Here is a 16,485-nt window from a genome sequence, read left to right on the forward strand (position 1 = left end):
GGCTCCCCCCGCCGCCGACCGCAGAGCGATGGGCGACCGGAGCGAGCCGTCCATCGGCCTCCCCCGGCGCTACTCTTTAGACGGTGCAGGGATGCGTGCAAGCCGCCGCTGGAAAGAAGCTTACCGGCGCATCACCGCGGCTTCACTGCGTGGCCGGCGCCGCCGGGGCGGGTGCGGGTGCCGCCGCGCCGCCGGCAGGAGCCGGATCGAGCTGTTGCAGGGTCGTCTTCGCCATTGGATGCCCCGCCGCCGCCGCCTTCTGCAGCCACGCGCGGGCGGCCGCCGGGTCGGGTGCCACGCCCACACCGCCCGAATAGGCCATGCCAGTGCGGAACTGCGCATCGGTGTTGCCGGTCTCGGCGGCGCGGCGGTACCAGTCGGTCGAGGTCGCGAGGTCGGTGTCGACCGGACCGCCCGACGAATAGAGCCGGCCGAGGGCGGCCATGGCGTCGCCACTGCCCTTGTCGGCGGCTGCCTTCAGCGTCGTCACGGCAGCGGCCGCTGCCGGGTCGGTCGGCGCGACGGTGCCAACGGCTCGAACCAGGCCGTCGCTGACGTCGGCGCGCCCGCCGCCGACGGCGGTGACGCGGAGCGTGACCACCTCGGCCGGCGATCCCGGCGCGAGGCCCGCCTCGATGGCGTCGGCGAGTCGGGCGGCGGCCGCGGCGTCACCGCCCGCGGCAGCGCGCTGCAGGCGCGCGAGCTCGGCGGGGCTGCGGGCAAGGTCGTCGAGGCCGGGCAGGCTCGTGCGGCCGGCCGTCTCGCTGCGCTTCGTCCTCGTCGTGGCGCGCGGCTCCGCCCGGGCCGTTCGCACCACGCCGCCGCGGGCTGCCCACTGGGCGGCGGCGCGGGTGTTGCGGGGCACGCCGGCGCCGGTGGAGAGCGCGGTGGCGATCTCGCGGTAGGCCGAGGGGCGATCGGCGGCCGGCAGGCCGGCGACGGTGGCGAGCGCCGCCGCCTCGTCGCCGCGTGCGGCCTGCATCACCGCGAGCCGCTTGGTGCCGGTGATGCTGTTGCCGGCGGCGGCCTTCGCGTACCAGCGCTCGGCGGCGGCGGGATCGGGCCGGCCGAGGGCGCCGGAGCGCTGCATGTCGCCGAGCAGCACGGCGATCGAGCTCGAGCCGCTGTTGGCGGCGATCTCGTAGGCCTTGACCAGGCGCGGCAGATCGCGCGGCCGGTAGCGTCTATCCTGCTGGGCCGCGGCGAGGTCGCGGATGGCCGGGCGCCAGCCGGCATAGGCCGCCTGTTCGAGGTTCGCCCAGCCCTGCGCGGCGCCGCCCGGAAAGCGCCCCGACAGTTCACCCACCGCGAGCGTGTAGAGCGCCTCGCCCTTGTCGCGGCGATCGCCGGCGTTGCGGGCCGCCGCCTGCAGGGCCGCGTAGGCGCCGGCCGCGTCGCCGCGCTGCTGCAGCACGTAGGCGCGCACGATGTAGTCGCGGGCCGAAAGGCCCTGGGGCTCAGCGGCCAGCGCTGCCAGCGGCAGCATCGCCGTGAACAGGGCTGCCGCGGCGATGCGGCGGCCCGCGTGGCCCCACCCGGGTGTCACGGTCATGGCTCGTACCCCGCGCGCTGCGCCGCCTCGAGCAGTTCTTCCGCGCGCTGCGGATCGGTGCGGCCGCCAAAACCGGTCTGGTAGACGAGGGCGAGCTCGTACATCGCCCGTGCCTCGCCGCGCGCCGCCGCCTTCTCCAGCCACATGACGCTGTCGGGTGGCGAGAGCGGCACGCCGAAGCCAGCGGCATAGGAGCGGGCGATCTCGCGCATCGCCTGGCTGTCGCCGGCTTCCGCCGCCTTCTTCAGCCACGCTGCGCCGGCGACCGGGTCGGCCGCAACAGCGGAGCCGAGCTGCAGGCGCACGCCGGCCTCGCGCATGGCCTCGGGCGCACCGGCGTCCGCCGCCTTCAGCAGCCTCGCCCAGGCGCGCTTGCGGTCCTCGTCGGTGACGGTCTGGTCGATGACGACGAGGCGGAAGAGGTCGGCGGCCGCACCGCCGTCGCCGGCGTCGGCGGCCCGCTCGTACCAGCCTATCGCCGCCCGCGTGTCGGCGGGGACGCCGTCACCGGCCACCAGCACCTCTGCGAGCGATTTCATGGCGGGGATGTAGCCGGCCTCGGCGGCGATGCGCAGCAGCGTCGCCGCCTGGTCGGGGCGCTCCGCCGGCAGGATGCCCTCGCGGATACCCATGGCGACGCGGTAGACCACCTCCGGCTCCTCCGGCGCCGCCAGCAGGGCGCGCGCATAGAGCACGGAGGCCTTTTCCCGGGCGACGGGCACGAGGTCGACGAGTTTGGCGTAGGCGTCGGCGACGGCGACGAGGGCCTCGCCGTCGCAGCCGGCCTTGATCTCGCGGCGGGCGAGGTCGGCGAGCATTTCCTGCTCGCTGCGCTGCTGCTCCGAGCCGGTGACGACCTCGACCGCGGTGCTCTTCTGCATCGCCTCGGCGATCAGCTCCGCCGCCGTCAGGTCACCACCCGAGACGCCTGCGTCGAGGAGGTCGCGCAGGCTTTCGGCCGCCTCGGCGAGACCGGCACCGGCGGCGTCGCGGATCAGGCGGACACCGCGGGCCGGATCGCGCGGCGGGCCGAACTCGTCCGAGAGCAGGAATTCGCCGAGCTCGAGCATGGCGACGGGCTCGCCACCGGCCGCGCCCTGTTCGAGAAGCGCCTGCGCCTTGTCCGGATCGCGCCGGCCGCCGAGGCCCTCGAGCCAGGCGCGGGCGAGCGCCACGTAGCCCTTGCCGGCTTCCTCGCCGGGCTCGATGGCGCGATCGAGCCAGAGCTGCCCGCGCGCGGGATCGCGCTCGGTGCCGCGACCCTGGTCGTAGGCGAAGCCGAGCAGCACCATCGCCCGCCGGCTGCCGGCCGCGGCGGCCCGCTTCAGATAGCGGAAGCGCGCCTCGTCTCCCTCCGCCGAGGCCTCCATGGCCGCCCGGTCGGCGAACTCCATCAGGAAGCGCTCGCTGCCGCCGACGGCGGCGCGCTCGCGCCAGAGGTCGGCGACGCGGGCGTCTGGGACGACGCCGAGGCCGCAGCGGAAGATGTCGGCGAGCCGCTCGCGTGCCTCTTCCGGCCCCGCATAGGCCGCCTGGCGCAACAGCCGCACGGCGACGCGGGGATCGGCCGGCACACCATCGCCGGCGATGTAGGCGTCCGCCAGCGTCAGCATCGCGAGCCCATCTCCGAGGTCGACGGCGCGGGCGAGCAGGCCGGCGGCGCGACTCGGATCCTCGGCGACGCCGAGGCCGTCGGAATACATGCGGGCAAGCTCGATATAGGCCTCCGGCAGCGGCCGCGGCAGCTCGGTGGCGGCCTCGAACAGCGCCACCGCCTCGGCATAGTTCGCCGTGCCGCCGAAGTCGCCGCGGGCGATGCGGCCGCGCTGGATCATCGAGAAGCCGTCGAGGATCCTGATGCCGCGATCGTAGATTTCCGCCGCCTTGGCGAGGTCGGCGGGGAGGCGCTCGCCGGCGATGTAGACCTCGCCGAGCTCGTGCGTAGCCTGCAGGTTGCCGCGCCGGGAGGCGAAGTCGAGCAGCGCGAGGCCGCGCGGCAGGTCGAGTGCCACCTCGTCGCCGGTGGTGAGCCTGCGTGCCATCTGCGAGGCGGAGACCATGGCCTGGTAGACGAGGGAGTCGACGCTCTTCTGCTGCCACGCCATGCCGAGGTCGATGTCGCGGAACACAGCGAAATCGTCCAGGTAGGCGACGCCGATCGAATAGAGCTCGTTGCAGCGGCCGGCGGCGACGTCGCTCATCAGCAGCGTCATGCCGACCTTCCAGAAGCGCTCGGCAGCGTCTGCGCTGGGTGCTGCCACCGCGCCCTGGCGATAGAGGCGGGCAAGGGCGATGGCGGCGCGGCCGCTGCCGCCGGCCAGAGCGCGCTTGTAGAGGCTCTCGGCGCGGTTCATGTCCGCCTCGACGGCGCCGCCACGTTCGAAGACGCCGGCGAGCGGCAGCGCGGCGCGCACCTGGCCCTGGTCGAGCGAGCGCTCCAGCAGCGCCACCCCGCGCACCACCTGGTCGGGATCGAGCTTGTCGTCGATGAGGATCTCGCCGAGCATCCGGCGCGCCTTCGCCGCCTCCGGCCCGTCCTGCTCGATGACGTATTCGAGCAGCCGCTTGGCGGTCGGAATGTCGACGGGCTGCTCGGGATTGATCACCTGCAGGCGGTCGGCGTCCTCGATCATCACGAGCGTCGAGGCCCCGGGCGGGCCGTCGGTCCACGTCCGCCAGTCCCGCGACGGCGGCTCGTAGACCCACGGCTTGCACAGGGCGGTAACGTCGAGCGCCCCCGGCTCGAAGCGCAACTCCCCCGGCACGATCTCGGCCCGCGCGACGCCGGCCGCGAGCAGCAGCGCGAGACCGGCCAGCAGGCCGCGCGCGACGCTCGAACGGTGAGGGCGGTGGGCGGCGAACGTCATCGCCGGACGACCGTATTGTCGACGAGCACGGCCCGCGGCGCCTCCGCCGTGCCCGTGACGATCACCGAGACGGCCTGGCGGCGGTTGATGCCGCGCTTCGGGAACGTGGCGATGCTGCGGTCGCCGGCGCGAACCTCGAGCACCAGCGCTCCCTCGCCGAAGGCTCGGCCCTTTGTGGTGCCGGAGGCCACGTCCTCGACGACGGTGCGGCCGAACTCGGGCGCAAACAGCGTCACCGCGGGCACGGCCGACAGGTTGTAGACGTGGATGCCGGAGGCCTTCGGGCTCGCCAGCGGCTCGTCGGAGAGCACGGCGAGGCGGCCATCGGCGCCGAGGACGAGCGTCGTGAAGGAGCCAGCCGCCACCGCGAGCTCCGTGCCGCCGGCGGGATAGCGGCCCGCCTTGAAGATCGCATAGGGCGAGACGCCGTCCGCGCCGGTGGCGAGCATCCGGTCGTCGATTTCTACCGTTGCTCCGGCCCGCCCGTCGGCGGCAACGACGCGGATGAACCCGGCGTCGGCGGGGATCGGCGCATCATAGAGGCCGGCGTCCTGCGCCCGGCTGGCGACGGGGATCGCAATCGCGACGACGCCGAGGGCGAGCGCGGCGAGGCAGATGGTGGCGAGGGCGCGGGCGTTCGGCGGTCGGCGCATCACGAGGCTCCCTGTCGTGCCCGGCAGATCGACGCGCTGATCGGCAGGGCGCGGTCGTCCGGCAGCCCGCGCACCCGCACCGCACGTACCGGCGCGCTGAAATCGCCGGAGAACTCCAGGAAGAAGCGCGACGAGGACGCGTAGGGCGGTGCCTGGTCGATGGTGACGATGTCGGCGTCGCGGTCGGCATACTCGATCTCGACGGTGAAGCGGCGCACCGTCCGGTCGGGGATCTCGAGCCCGAGATAGCCGGCCTGGCCGATCACCGGCGGGGCATTCGGCGGCACCGCGATGACCTCGCCGGCGCCGGTCACGTCGACGAGGCTCTCGGCGACGAGCCGATCAGTGCCGGTGCAGGTGCCCTGGGCGGCGCCGATCATCTGGCGGAAGGCGACCGCGTCGTCGGCGAAGGCGTGGTAGGCGAGGAACTCCCAGAGCAGCACCTGCGGCGGGTCCCGGTCGAAGTCACTCGTCTCGAGATAGGAGAGCAGGGACGTCGACAGCCCGCCGGCGCTGATCGAGTAGTCGAGCACGCTGCGCCCGAGCGCTTCCGACAGGAAGCCCGGGAAGTTGAACGTCGCCGTGGCGCTGAAGCTCGTGCCCGCGAGCACCACCTGCGGCCCGCCGTCGCCGGCGTCGCCGAACAGCGCCTGCTCGGCATCGTCGCTCGGCCCACCGTCGCCGCCCTCGCGCACCGTCTGGAACACCGCGAGTTCCTGCGCCGGCACCGGGTCGTCGCAATACTGGTTGATCATCGCCTGCAGGCGGCCGGTCATCGGCTCGGTGCGCACCTGCCGCGTCGCAAACCGCGCCCGGCCCTCGCCGGCCTGCGAACCGAGCAGGCGGTCGATGTCGGCGGCGGCGAGTTGTGCCGTGAACTTCGCACCTTGCGGCGTCCAGTGAAGGTCGCGCTTCAGATAGTAGGCCGGGCCGATGCGGGCGCGGATCATCTCCGGATCGAGGTCGACGACGTCGAGCCCGACGGAGCGGAAGCCCTTCACCGTGGCCCGGTACTCGGCCAGCGCGTCGCGACGGGCGTAGCGGCCCTGCAGCGGCACGCCCGCGTCCATCTGGTCGTAGGCGACGAGGCCGCGGGTCGGCACCGGCATCAGGAGCAGGCGGGTGCCGCGGCCGCGCAGCGCGGCGCCGAGCCGGGCCATCGCCGACAGGCTCTCGCTGTCGAGCACGAAGAATTCATCGAGGTCGGTGTTCTCGGCGCGGAAGAACCAGCCGTCCCGGCCCTGGGACAGCACGTCGTCCTCCTCGCCGCTGAGGGCGGCCTGCGCATCGAGGCGGTCGCAACGATAGTGTGGCTCGGCGGCGATGGCGGGAGCCGCGACACTGACGCCGGCCAGCAACAGGGCGCCGGCGACGGCCCGCCGCCCGGCGGCCGACCATCCGCGCGCTCTCACCGGCCGTGTCATCGGCGTTTCCCTGCCCTCGCTGACGCCTCGCCTCGGCGCCCGCCGTCGCATCGTCCCCGGCAGGCACGAAGACCGCAACACCCGCCTCCGTCAAGGCCGGATGTCGCCCGGTCACCCCGTGCACCCGGCAAGCATCGGAAAAGTATGCTTAACGGCGCATTAAGCAGTCCGTCGTTAACCATGCGAGACCCGCACTTTCGCGGGGCGGGGTCGAGTGGGTAGACATGGATCGGCGTGTATTCGCCCTGGTTGTACTGCTGCCCGTGGTCAGTCCCGCGGTGCAGGCCGCCGACGCGCAGCCGGCGCAGCCGCTGCCGGCGGAACCGACCCGCTATGTGCGCACCTGCGATCTCTACGGAAACCGCTACATCAACGTCGATGGCGGCAACACCTGCATCCGCATCGGCGGCTACGTGCGCGCCGACTACACGGTGGCGAAGCCGGAACTGCGCGGCAGCCACTACGACTTCCAGACGCGCACCGTCATGCTCTACGACGCCCGCACGGCGACCGAGCTAGGTACGCTGCAGACCTATGCCGCCATCCGCGTCGACAGCTCGACCCTGCGCGGCACCGACGACGGCAGTCGAGACTCGCAGACGCGCCTCGATCGTGGCTACATCAACTATGCCGGCTGGACGTTCGGCCTGACGAAGTCGCTGTTCGACCTCGACGTCAACTGGAATTTCTTCGGTTCGCGGGCGGCCGACCGCAACACGCTTTTGATGACCTACACCTACTTCCTGCCGAACGGCTTCTTCATCGCCGGCTCGCTGGAGGACGGCACCAACCGCCGTGGCTCGATCCAGGGCCGTCGCCGCAGCCACGACTATGGCGGCGCGCTCATTCCCGACATCGTCGCCGCCGTCGGCCAGGACGGCGAGGGCTACTATGCCAAGCTCGCCGGCGCCTTCCGCGAGGTGAGGCCGCGCAACCCGAACAAGTTCGACACCGAATACGGCTTCGCCGCCCGCGCCTCGCTGGTGGCGGAACTGCCCTCCGGCGGCGGCCGCGACCGGCTCGGCCTCGCCGCCGTCGTCGGCACCGGCGCCGCCTCCTACATCGGCTTCGACGACGACATCGACGGCTTCGCCGCGTCGAACCGCTTCGACGGCAGCACCGGCTATTCCGGCATCGTCTCGCTGCAGCACTGGTGGGACGAGACATGGTGGTCGGCCGCCACCGTCGCCGCCGGCCAGCTCAATCGCTCGAACCGCTCCGGCCAGGGCGACCGCACCTATGTCGAGACCGCCGCCAACCTCGTCTGGCAGCCCTATGACGGCTTCTACATCGGCGCCGAGGGCAAGTATGTCTGGGACCGCAACGGCCCGCCGGGCCAGGCGGATTTCGGCGACGAGGGCTGGTCGGGCCTGCTGCGCGCCTACCGTTCCTTCTGAGCGGGCCGGGCCGCGCCGGGGCTCCGCCGCGACCTTCACCCTGTTGCACCCCTGCCAGCCCAGCGCAGGCCGGGACGTGCTATAGCCTGCGATCGCCGATGGGTCGGCGGTCGTAGGTCGAACATGCGTCTTTCTCGGGTCGTGGCGGTGGTGTTGGTGGCGGCGCTCGTCGCCGCCTGTGGCGGGCGTCCCCGCGGCGTGCTGGAACCCGTCGCGGCGACGGCGCCCGGCACCAGCAGCGTCGAGATGGTGGTGGCCACCACGCGCTCCGGCGAGGGCGTCAGCCGTGCCGAGCTGTTCTCCGGTGAGCGCGGCCAGCTCGCCTTCGCCGACATCACGGTATCCATTCCGCCCGAGGCGGTGCGCAAGGTCGGCGAGGTGCAGTGGCCGACGCAGCTGCCGGGCGATCCCGCCCGCGATTTCGTCACCATCCGCGCCGACCTGATCAGCCGCGAGCAGGCCGTCTCGATCGTCGACGCGGTGGCGGCGAAGTCGAAGCCGCGGCGTGTCCTCGTCTTCGTCCACGGCTTCAACAACCGCTTCGAGGACGCCGTCTACCGCTTCGCGCAGATCGTGCATGACTCCAACCTGGACGCGGCGCCGGTGCTGTTCACCTGGCCCTCGCGCGGCCAGGTCTTCGCCTACGGCTACGACCGCGAGAGCTCGAACTTCTCCCGCGACGCGCTGGAGGCGGTGCTGGCGGCGCTGGTCGCCAACAAGTCGGTCGACGAGATTTCCATTCTGGCCCACTCGATGGGCAACTGGGTGACGCTCGAGGCGCTGCGCCAGATGGCGATCCGCAACGGCCACATCCCGGCGAAGATCAACACGGTCATGCTCGCCGCCCCCGACGTCGACGTCGACGTGTTCCGCACCCAGATCGAGTCGATCGGCAAACCGCGGCCCGAGTTCACTCTGTTCGTCTCGCGCGACGACCGGGCGCTCGCGGTATCGCAGCGCGTGTGGGGCACGACGGCCCGGCTCGGCGCGATCGACCCGACGGCGGAACCGTTCAAGACGGAGCTCGAGGGGCAGGGGATAGACGTCATCGACCTGACGGAGGTGCAGGGCAGCGACGCCCTCAACCACGCCAAGTTCGCCGAGAGCCCGGAGGTCGTGCGCCTGATCGGCAGCCGCATTGCCGGCTCCGATCTCACCGAGACGCGCATGGGGGTCGGCGATCACATCGGCCAGATCACCACGGGCGCCGCCACCACCGTCGGCGCCGCTGCGGGCCTCGTGCTGACCGCGCCGATCGCCATCTTCGACGGCCAGACGCGCGAGAACTACGGCAACCGCGTCAACGAGCTCGGCCACACGGTCTCGGGGACGGCGGGTGCGACGGGCAATCTCATCACCGCCCCGCTCGGCGGCACGACCTCAGGCGGTCGCGCCGCTGCGCCCGCTGCCGCGGCGGCGAGGCCCGACGAGGCAGGCGACGGCAAGTAGCAGGCCGGCGACGGTGGCGATCATGCCGGCGGCGCTGACCGAGGCGTCGAAGCCGAGCCACAGCGGGCCATAGCCGGCGAGCACGTAGCCGGCGATGCCTGACGCCGCCGCAAATCCGATCGACCAGGCGATCTGCGGCAGCAGCCGGTCCGTCATCAGGCGGGCGGCGGCCGGCGGGCAGATGAACATCGCGATGACGATGATCGAGCCGACCGCGTCGAAGGCGGCGACGGCGGCGACCGCCACGGCGACGACGAGCAGGAAGCCGGTGAGGGTGGGGCGCGCCCCGACGCTCTCGGCAAAGCCGGCGTCGAAGGTCGACAGCACCAGCTCCTTCCAGGTGACGACGGTGAAGGCGACCATCGCGACGGTGACGACGGCGAGCCTTGCCAGCTGCGGCGGCAGGTCGGCGAGCGCCACCGGGTCGAACAGCGAGCCCCAGTCCTCGGCGGCGAACCAGACGAGGCTTTCGAGGTTGCCGTAAAGCGCGTGCTCGACATCGAGGTGGACGCCGCTGGTGTCGGACTGCTCGATCATCAGCACGCCGGCAGCGAACATCGTCGTGAAGATCACGCCCATCGCCGCCCCCGGCTCGATGCGGCCGACGCGGCGGACGAACTCGATCAGCACGACGGCCACCACGGCCGCCGCGGCGGCGCCGACCAGCATGGCGGTGGCCGCCACGGTGCCGGTGACGAGGAAGGCGGCGACGATGCCCGGCAGCACGACGTGGCTGACGGCGTCGCCGATCAGGCTCTGGCGGCGCAGCACCAGGAAGTTGCCCGGCAGGGCGCAGGCGATGCAGGCGAGCGTGCCGACGAGGAGCGGCACCAGGCTCAGCTGCAGGAATTCCGCGCTCATGACGGCTGCACCGCGGACACGGCGACGCGCGGCAGCGCGCGGTCGAGGGCGGCGACCGTCTCGGGCGGCAGCACCTCGGCGATAGGGTTGAGTTCCAGCGCAGGCGACACCGCCGCCGACTGCGGGTGCTCGCGGCGATAGAGCGACCACAGCGCCTCCTCGCGCTGGGCGGCGGCCGCCGCCGCGCGGCCCTGGAGCGTCGCGACGCCGTCGGCGCGGATGTGGCCGGCCCGCCGCAGCACCCGGAGCGTCAGGCCGTCATAGATCGGCTCGCCGCGGGCGAGCGCCAGCAGCCCCTGCCGCTCGTGCACCTTGCGCGACAGCCGCATCCGCTCCAGCCCGCCAGCGACGACGCCGCGCACCGGCGAGACCAGCAGCGAGACGACGAAGAGCGCGAAGGCGGCGAGCACGATGACGGCGCCGGTCGGCAGGTTCGCAGCACTCGCCGAGATCGAGGTGCCGACGAAGCCTGCTACGGCGCCCAGCACGGCTGCGATCATCACCATGTGCGGCGCCCGGTCCGTCCAGAAGCGCGCCGCGACCGGCGGGATGATGGTGAGCGCGACGATCAGCACGAGGCCGGCGACCTTCAGCCCGATGACGGTGACGGCGAGCAGGATCGCCATCAGCAGAAGGTCGGTGCGGCGGACGTTCACCCCCCGCACCGCCGCGTACTCCGGATCGAAGGCGACCAACGTGAACGGCCGGCGCAGGATGAAGACGGCGAGCGCCACGGCGAAGGCGGCGACGGCGATCGTCTCGGCCTCCGAGCGCAGCATCCCGGCGGTGGAGCCGAGCAGGTAGCCGGCGATGCCGGCCTGTCGGCCGGTGTCGAGCGACTGGATGACGGTCAGAAGCACGATGCCGAAGCCGAAGAACACCGACAGCACGGCGCCGATGGCGGCGTCCTCGCGCAGCCGGGTGTTGTGGGTGATCCAGTCGACGGCGAAGAGGCCCAGCGCCGCGCTGATCGCCGCGCCGGCCAACAGACCCGGCAGAATGCGGCCGTCGCCGAGCGTCATCGCCATGATGATGAACGCGGCGGCGAGGCCCGGCAGCGTCGCGTGGCCGACGGCATCGGAGACGAGCGAGCGCTTGCGCAGGAGCACGAAGGCGCCGACGGCGCCGGCGGCGGCGCCGAGGAAGCCGGCGCCGATCGACACCACCGCGGTGTTGTAGCCGGCCGACAGCATCAGCGCGGCGAGGAAGGTTTCCATTAGTCCCGCCTCAGGAGGCGGCGGCGGTGCGCCGGCCGGCGAGCGCGGCGGCGATGTCGTCGAGCTGTGCCGGCGCGAGGCGGCCGCCATAGGTGGTCTGCAGATGCTCCGGCGTGAACGTCGTCGCTACCGGCCCGTCGGCGACGGCGCGCACGTTCATCAGCAGCACGTGGTCGAAGTAGACCGGCACGGTCGCGAGGTCGTGGTGGACGGCGACGATCGTCTTGCCCTCCGCCTGCAGCGTCCGCAGCACCTCGATGATCGCCCGCTCGGTCGCCGCATCGACGCCGGCGAAGGGCTCGTCCATGACGTAGAGCTGGGCGTCCTGGGCGAGCGCGCGGGCGAGGAAGACGCGCTGCTGCTGGCCGCCGGAGAGCTGGCCGATCTGCCGGCCGGCGAAGCCCGCCATGCCGACGCGCTCGAGGCAGGCCATCGCGGTGGCGCGGTGGCGGCGGCCGGCAAAGCGCAGCAGCCCGATGCGGCGGTAGAGCCCCATGACGACGACGTCGAGCACGGTTGCCGGGAAGTCCCAGTCGACGCTGGCGCGCTGCGGCACGTAGGCGATGCGGTCGCGCACCTTCGCCACCGGCTCGCCGAAGGCGGTGACGTCGCCCGAGAGCCGCGGCACGATTCCCAGCGCCGCGCGGATCAGCGTCGACTTGCCGGCGCCGTTCGGGCCGACGATCGCCATCATCGAGCCGGCCGGCACGGTGACATCGACGGAGAAGACGACGGGCTTGCCGCTGTAGGTGACGGTGAGGCCGGTGATCGACAGCGGGCTTGCGGTGTCGCCGCGCTTCAGGGTGCGGCCGTCGATGGCGACCAGCTCGGCGGGGTGCACGGGGCGCGTCCTCAGTTGGTGGTGGCGAGGCGGCCGTCGAGGCCACCCTGCGGCACGGGCGCGCCGAGAGCGCCTGCGATGGTGGTGACGTTGTGGTCGATCATGCCGAGATAGGTGCCCTCGTAGGTGCCGGGCGGGCCCATCGCATCGGAATAGAGCTGGCCGCCGATCTTCACCGGCCAGCCCTGCGCCGCCGCACCCTCGATGAGCGCCTTGACGTTGCGGTCGGAGACCGAGGACTCGACGAAGATCGCGCCGATCTTCCGGTCGACGAGTACGGCGACCATGTCCTCGATGTGCTTGAGGCCGGCCTCGCTCTCGGTCGACATGCCTTGAACGCCCAGCACCTCGAAGTCGTAGGCGCGACCGAAATAGCGGAAGGCATCGTGGGCGGTGACGACGACGCGGGCGTTCGGCGGCACCTCGCCGAGCACCTTGCGCGAGTAGGCGTCGAGACGGTCGAGGTCAGCGATCATGGCGTCGGCGTTCGCCCGGTAGGTCTCCGCCCCCTCGGCGTCGAGCTCGATCAGGGCGTCGCGGGTCGCCGCGACCACGAAGCGCCACAGCGTGGGGTCCATCCAGACGTGCGGGTCGTAGCGGTCCTGGTAGTCGTCGTGGGCGAGGCGGCGGTCGACCGGAACGCCCTCGCCGACCGCAAACACCGGCTTGCGCTTGGCCAGGCTCGCGAAGAAATCCTCGAGCTGGGCTTCGAGATAGAGGCCGTTCCAGAACACGCCGTCGGCCGACGTCATCTTCGCGATGTCCGAGCGCGTCTGGCGGTAGGTATGCGGATCGACGCCGGGGCCCATCAGCGCCGTCACCTCGGCGCGGTCGCCGGCGACGCGGGAGACGGTGTCGGCGATCATGCCGGTGGTGGCGACGAGCTTCAGCGGCTCGGCCGCGCGGGCCGGCGCCGCGTGCGTGGCACCAAACACGGCGAGGGCGGCGGCGGCTGCGATGACAAAGCGGCGGCTGAGACGGAACACGGGTGCGGACCTCTGACGCGATACGGGCGAACCACCTGTCTGGATTGCAAGTAGTTCGCATCTGCATCAAACGCTTCCTGCGAACCGCTGTCAACACCATTCTCGAATAAGTCGAATGTGCAATCGCAGGATGGACTCTGCGTCAGCGCGTTGGCGCCGGGGCGGGGAGGCGGTGTATCAATCGGCGATGCAGTGGCAGGACACCGGCATCGTGCTGTCGACGCGGCCGCACGGCGAGACGAGCCTCGTCGTCGAGCTGATGACGCGCGGCCACGGCCGCCATCTCGGGCTCGTGCGCGGCGGCCGCTCGCGCCGCCATGCCGCGGTGCTGCAGCCCGGCAACGGCGTCGAGGCGGTGTGGCGGGCCAGGCTCGACGACCAGCTCGGCTCGTTCACGCTGGAACCGGCGGCAATGCGGGCGGCCCGGCTGATCGACACGCCGGCCGGCACCTTCGGCGTCCGCACGCTCGCCGCCCACCTGAAGCTCCTCGCCGAGCGCGAGCCGCACCCGCTGCTGCACGACCTCCTCGCCGTCGTTCTCGATCATGTCGACGACCCGCTGGAGGCGGGGGCCCTGATGGTGCGCTTCGAGCTCGTTCTCCTCGACGAGCTCGGCTTCGGGCTCGACCTGACCGCCTGCGCGGTGACGGGGGAGACCCACGACCTCGCCTTCGTCTCCCCGCGCTCCGGCCGGGCCGTCGGCCGCGTCGCCGGCGCCGACTGGGCCGACCGGCTGCTGCCGCTGCCGCGCTTTCTGGTGGACAGGACGGTCAACGCCCGCCCCGACGCCGCCGAGATCGCCGAAGGGCTCGCGCTCGCCGCCTTCTTCCTCGACCGCAGCGTGCTCACGCCGCGCGGCCTGACGCTGCCGCCGGAGCGCGAGCGGCTGGCCGCGGCGCTCGCCCGCGGCCACGCCGCCGCCGCGGCACCCTGACGTCTCGACCGTGATCACGGATCGCGGATCATGGACGGGAGGGGTGAAGGCGGATCGCGGCTCGCCGAAGCGGCATCGTGATCAGAGATCGCCGATCATGGTTCGCGTCCCCGACGTCGCGGACCCAGACAAAAGGACGACGACCGGCTCATGACGTCTGACCCGCATGCCGCTTCCCACCCGCACGTCATCGTCGTCGGCTCCGGCATCGTCGGCGCCTCGATCGCCTGGCACCTCGCCCGCCGCGGCGCGCCGGTGACGCTCGTCGACGCCGGCCATCCCGGCGGCGTCGCCACCGCCGCCTCGTTCGCGTGGATCAACGCCAGCTGGGGCAATCCCGAGCCCTATGTCCGCCTGCGCATGGCGGCGATGGCGGGCTGGCGCGGCCTCGACGCCGAGTTGCCGGCGCTGAAGGTCGCCTGGACCGGCGGCCTGCTGTGGGATCTTCCCGAGGACGAACTCCGTGCCTTCGCAGCCGGCCACGCCGCCCTCGGCTACGACATCCACCTCGTCGGCAGCTCGGAAGCGGCGCGGCTCGAGCCGGCCGTCGCGGCGCCGCCCAACCTCGCCGTCCACACATCCGGCGACGCCGCCGTGGAGCCGGCCGCCGCCGCCGGCGTGCTCGTTGCCGCCGCCGCCGAAGCCGGCGCGATCGTCCACCTCGATGCCGCCGTCACCGGCCTCGTCTTAACGGATGCCGGTGCCGCGGGTGCGGTCCTCGCCGACGGGACGCGGCTTCCGGCCGATGTCGTGGTGGTCGCCGCCGGCGTCGCCACGCCGCGCCTCGTCGCGCCGGCGGGGGTGGAACTGCCGCTGTTCGATCCTGCGGGGCTCCTCATCCGCACCACGCCGCTGCCGAAGCTGTTGAAGGGCCTCGTCATCTCCCCGGCGGTGCATGTGCGGCAGAGGGCGGACGGCCGGCTCCTCGCCGGAGCGGATTTCGGTGGCGGAGACCCGGGCACCGACGCGGCGGAGACGGCGGACCGCGTCTTCGCGGACCTTCGGGCGCTGCTGCGGCCGGAAACGCCGCTCGCCCTCGAAGGCTTCACCGTCGGCCGCCGCCCGACCCCGGCGGACGGCTTCCCGGCCGTCGGCGGCGTCACGGACGTGCCGGGGCTGTTCGTGGCGGTGATGCACTCCGGCGTGACGCTCGCCCCCGCCGTCGGCGCGTTCCTGGCGGGCGAAATCCTCGACGGCACCCGCGAGCCGCTGCTCGCGCCCTACCGGCCGGAGCGGTTCGTCCCCGGCAAGGTCTGGTCGGCGCCGCCCGTCATCTAGGAGAGGCGGTCCTCACCGCCGTCATTGCGGGCGGCCGTTGCGGGTGGCATGCTGGCTGAACGGGGAATTGCAGGCTTCCCGTCAGACGGTCGACTGTCCAGGCCCTGCGCAACACTCGTTCGCACGAGGGGATTGCGCCATGGACGACGACCACCCCGCCTCCGACCCCTTTGTCCTTTCGCCGCCGGATCTCGCCGAGCGGCTCGGCACGTCGCAGACGCCCCTTCTCCTCGACGTCCGCCGTGGGCCGGCGTTCGACGACAGCGAGGTGATGATCGTCGGCGCCGTGCGTCGAGCGCCCGAGACGCTGGGCGAGTGGGCGGCGGAGCTGCCCTGCGACCGGCCGGTGATCCTCTACTGCGTCCACGGTCACGAGGTGAGTCGCACGGCGGCGGCGGCGCTGCGCGACCTCGGCGGCGACGCCCGCATCCTGGCCGACGGCATCGCGGCCTGGCAGGCCGCCGGCCTGCCGACGCGCCGCAAGCTGCCGTTCGGGCCTCGCTGGGTGACGCGCGAGCGACCGAAGATCGACCGCATCGCCTGCCCGTGGCTCGTCCGCCGCTTCATCGACCCGGAGGCGACGTTCGACTACGTGCCCGCCGCCAGCGTCCTCGCGGTCGCAGCGGCGACGGGCGCCACCCCATACGACGTCCCCGGCGTCGTCTTCACGCACGCCGGCGTGGACGGCGAACTCTGTTCGTTCGACGCCTTCCTTGCGCTCTACGACATCCGCGACCCCGCACTCGACAGGCTCGCCACGATCGTTCGCGGCGCCGACACGGACCGCTTCGACCTCGCGCCACAGTCGGCCGGGCTGTTCGCCATCTCGCTCGGGCTGTCGGCGCTGATCGCCGACGACCGGGCGATGCTCGAGCAGGGCATGGTGCTTTACGATGCCCTCTATGTCTGGTGCCGGTCGGGGCAGCACGAGGGGCATGCGTGGCCGCCGACGATGGCGGCATGACCGGGGCCGCGAGGCGGCCGCCCGTCATTCCGGGCCAGTGGCGCCGTCTGTTGCCGGTGGCG

The 16,485-nt window shown here is 72.6% G+C and carries 13 protein-coding genes; 5 read left to right on the forward strand and 8 right to left on the reverse strand.

Annotated elements, in window-relative coordinates; translation table 11 throughout:
• Window positions 1-142: 142 nt before the first annotated feature.
• Genes RUR49_RS20760 through RUR49_RS20775 form a run of 4 tightly spaced genes read right to left on the reverse strand, consistent with a single transcriptional unit; the run spans window position 143 to window position 6,496 of the window.
• On the reverse strand, window positions 143-1,552 hold the full coding sequence (locus tag RUR49_RS20760; protein WP_409148340.1) for a tetratricopeptide repeat protein: 1,410 nt from the start codon (window positions 1,550-1,552) through the stop codon (window positions 143-145).
• A complete protein-coding gene (locus RUR49_RS20765) occupies window positions 1,549-4,419 on the reverse strand; it encodes a tetratricopeptide repeat protein (RefSeq protein WP_409148341.1) in 2,871 nt (956 codons plus the stop codon). Before RUR49_RS20765 ends, RUR49_RS20760 begins: the two co-directional genes overlap by 4 nt.
• Window positions 4,416-5,072, reverse strand: a complete 657-nt coding sequence (locus tag RUR49_RS20770; RefSeq protein ID WP_409148342.1) for an alginate O-acetyltransferase AlgF — start codon at window positions 5,070-5,072, stop codon at window positions 4,416-4,418. Before RUR49_RS20770 ends, RUR49_RS20765 begins: the two co-directional genes overlap by 4 nt.
• Window positions 5,072-6,496 (reverse strand): alginate O-acetyltransferase AlgX-related protein, encoded by a 1,425-nt coding sequence (locus tag RUR49_RS20775; RefSeq protein WP_409148343.1) that lies wholly within the window; start codon window positions 6,494-6,496, stop codon window positions 5,072-5,074. Before RUR49_RS20775 ends, RUR49_RS20770 begins: the two co-directional genes overlap by 1 nt.
• Before the next feature lie 224 nt (window positions 6,497-6,720).
• Between RUR49_RS20775 and RUR49_RS20780 the strand changes: the two genes are divergently transcribed.
• Window positions 6,721-7,893: a porin gene (locus RUR49_RS20780; protein WP_409148344.1), complete on the forward strand. Its 1,173-nt coding sequence runs from the start codon at window positions 6,721-6,723 to the stop codon at window positions 7,891-7,893.
• A gap of 123 nt (window positions 7,894-8,016) precedes the next feature.
• Window positions 8,017-9,342 (forward strand): alpha/beta hydrolase, encoded by a 1,326-nt coding sequence (locus RUR49_RS20785; protein ID WP_409148345.1) that lies wholly within the window; start codon window positions 8,017-8,019, stop codon window positions 9,340-9,342.
• On the opposite strand, the gene RUR49_RS20790 is transcribed toward RUR49_RS20785, so the two are convergent.
• The 4 genes from RUR49_RS20790 to RUR49_RS20805 are packed head-to-tail and all read right to left on the reverse strand — an operon-like array spanning window position 9,274 to window position 13,247.
• Window positions 9,274-10,203: a metal ABC transporter permease gene (locus RUR49_RS20790; RefSeq protein WP_409148346.1), complete on the reverse strand. Its 930-nt coding sequence runs from the start codon at window positions 10,201-10,203 to the stop codon at window positions 9,274-9,276. The two genes, RUR49_RS20785 and RUR49_RS20790, sit on opposite strands and share 69 nt — an antisense overlap.
• Entirely contained in the window at window positions 10,200-11,420 is a 1,221-nt protein-coding gene (locus RUR49_RS20795; protein WP_409148347.1) for a metal ABC transporter permease, read from the reverse strand. Before RUR49_RS20795 ends, RUR49_RS20790 begins: the two co-directional genes overlap by 4 nt.
• Window positions 11,421-11,430: 10 nt before the next feature.
• The gene (locus RUR49_RS20800; RefSeq protein ID WP_409148348.1) at window positions 11,431-12,261 is read right to left on the reverse strand and encodes a metal ABC transporter ATP-binding protein; all 831 of its coding nucleotides are present in this window, start codon (window positions 12,259-12,261) and stop codon (window positions 11,431-11,433) included.
• 11 nt (window positions 12,262-12,272) lie between these two features.
• A complete protein-coding gene (locus RUR49_RS20805; RefSeq protein ID WP_409148349.1) occupies window positions 12,273-13,247 on the reverse strand; it encodes a metal ABC transporter solute-binding protein, Zn/Mn family in 975 nt (324 codons plus the stop codon).
• 187 nt (window positions 13,248-13,434) lie between these two features.
• On the opposite strand from RUR49_RS20805, the gene recO reads away from it, so the two are divergent.
• The 3 genes from recO (at window position 13,435) to RUR49_RS20820 (ending at window position 16,423) form a co-directional block, all read left to right on the forward strand.
• A complete protein-coding gene (gene recO / locus RUR49_RS20810; RefSeq protein ID WP_409148457.1) occupies window positions 13,435-14,181 on the forward strand; it encodes a DNA repair protein RecO in 747 nt (248 codons plus the stop codon).
• Between the two features lie 150 nt (window positions 14,182-14,331).
• Window positions 14,332-15,459 (forward strand): NAD(P)/FAD-dependent oxidoreductase, encoded by a 1,128-nt coding sequence (locus RUR49_RS20815; RefSeq protein WP_409148350.1) that lies wholly within the window; start codon window positions 14,332-14,334, stop codon window positions 15,457-15,459.
• A 139-nt stretch (window positions 15,460-15,598) separates the two neighbouring features.
• A complete protein-coding gene (locus tag RUR49_RS20820; protein WP_409148351.1) occupies window positions 15,599-16,423 on the forward strand; it encodes a chromate resistance protein ChrB domain-containing protein in 825 nt (274 codons plus the stop codon).
• The last annotated feature ends 62 nt before the right edge of the window (window positions 16,424-16,485 follow it).

The organism is Pseudoxanthobacter sp. M-2, assembly GCF_046156265.1.
In the GTDB taxonomy this organism is placed as follows: domain Bacteria; phylum Pseudomonadota; class Alphaproteobacteria; order Rhizobiales; family Segnochrobactraceae; genus CAMDHY01.

What these genes read in the sequence shown, in the direction of transcription:
- RUR49_RS20760 (WP_409148340.1), bottom strand. Translation starts at nt 1,552, where the DNA reads ATGACCGTGACACCCGGGTGGGGCCACGCGGGCCGCCGCATCGCCGCG.
- RUR49_RS20765 (WP_409148341.1), bottom strand. Translation starts at nt 4,419, where the DNA reads ATGACGTTCGCCGCCCACCGCCCTCACCGTTCGAGCGTCGCGCGCGGC.
- RUR49_RS20770 (WP_409148342.1), bottom strand. Translation starts at nt 5,072, where the DNA reads ATGCGCCGACCGCCGAACGCCCGCGCCCTCGCCACCATCTGCCTCGCC.
- RUR49_RS20775 (WP_409148343.1), bottom strand. Translation starts at nt 6,496, where the DNA reads ATGACACGGCCGGTGAGAGCGCGCGGATGGTCGGCCGCCGGGCGGCGG.
- RUR49_RS20780 (WP_409148344.1), top strand. Translation starts at nt 6,721, where the DNA reads ATGGATCGGCGTGTATTCGCCCTGGTTGTACTGCTGCCCGTGGTCAGT.
- RUR49_RS20785 (WP_409148345.1), top strand. Translation starts at nt 8,017, where the DNA reads ATGCGTCTTTCTCGGGTCGTGGCGGTGGTGTTGGTGGCGGCGCTCGTC.
- RUR49_RS20790 (WP_409148346.1), bottom strand. Translation starts at nt 10,203, where the DNA reads ATGAGCGCGGAATTCCTGCAGCTGAGCCTGGTGCCGCTCCTCGTCGGC.
- RUR49_RS20795 (WP_409148347.1), bottom strand. Translation starts at nt 11,420, where the DNA reads ATGGAAACCTTCCTCGCCGCGCTGATGCTGTCGGCCGGCTACAACACC.
- recO (WP_409148457.1), top strand. Translation starts at nt 13,435, where the DNA reads ATGCAGTGGCAGGACACCGGCATCGTGCTGTCGACGCGGCCGCACGGC.
- RUR49_RS20815 (WP_409148350.1), top strand. Translation starts at nt 14,332, where the DNA reads ATGACGTCTGACCCGCATGCCGCTTCCCACCCGCACGTCATCGTCGTC.
- RUR49_RS20820 (WP_409148351.1), top strand. Translation starts at nt 15,599, where the DNA reads ATGGACGACGACCACCCCGCCTCCGACCCCTTTGTCCTTTCGCCGCCG.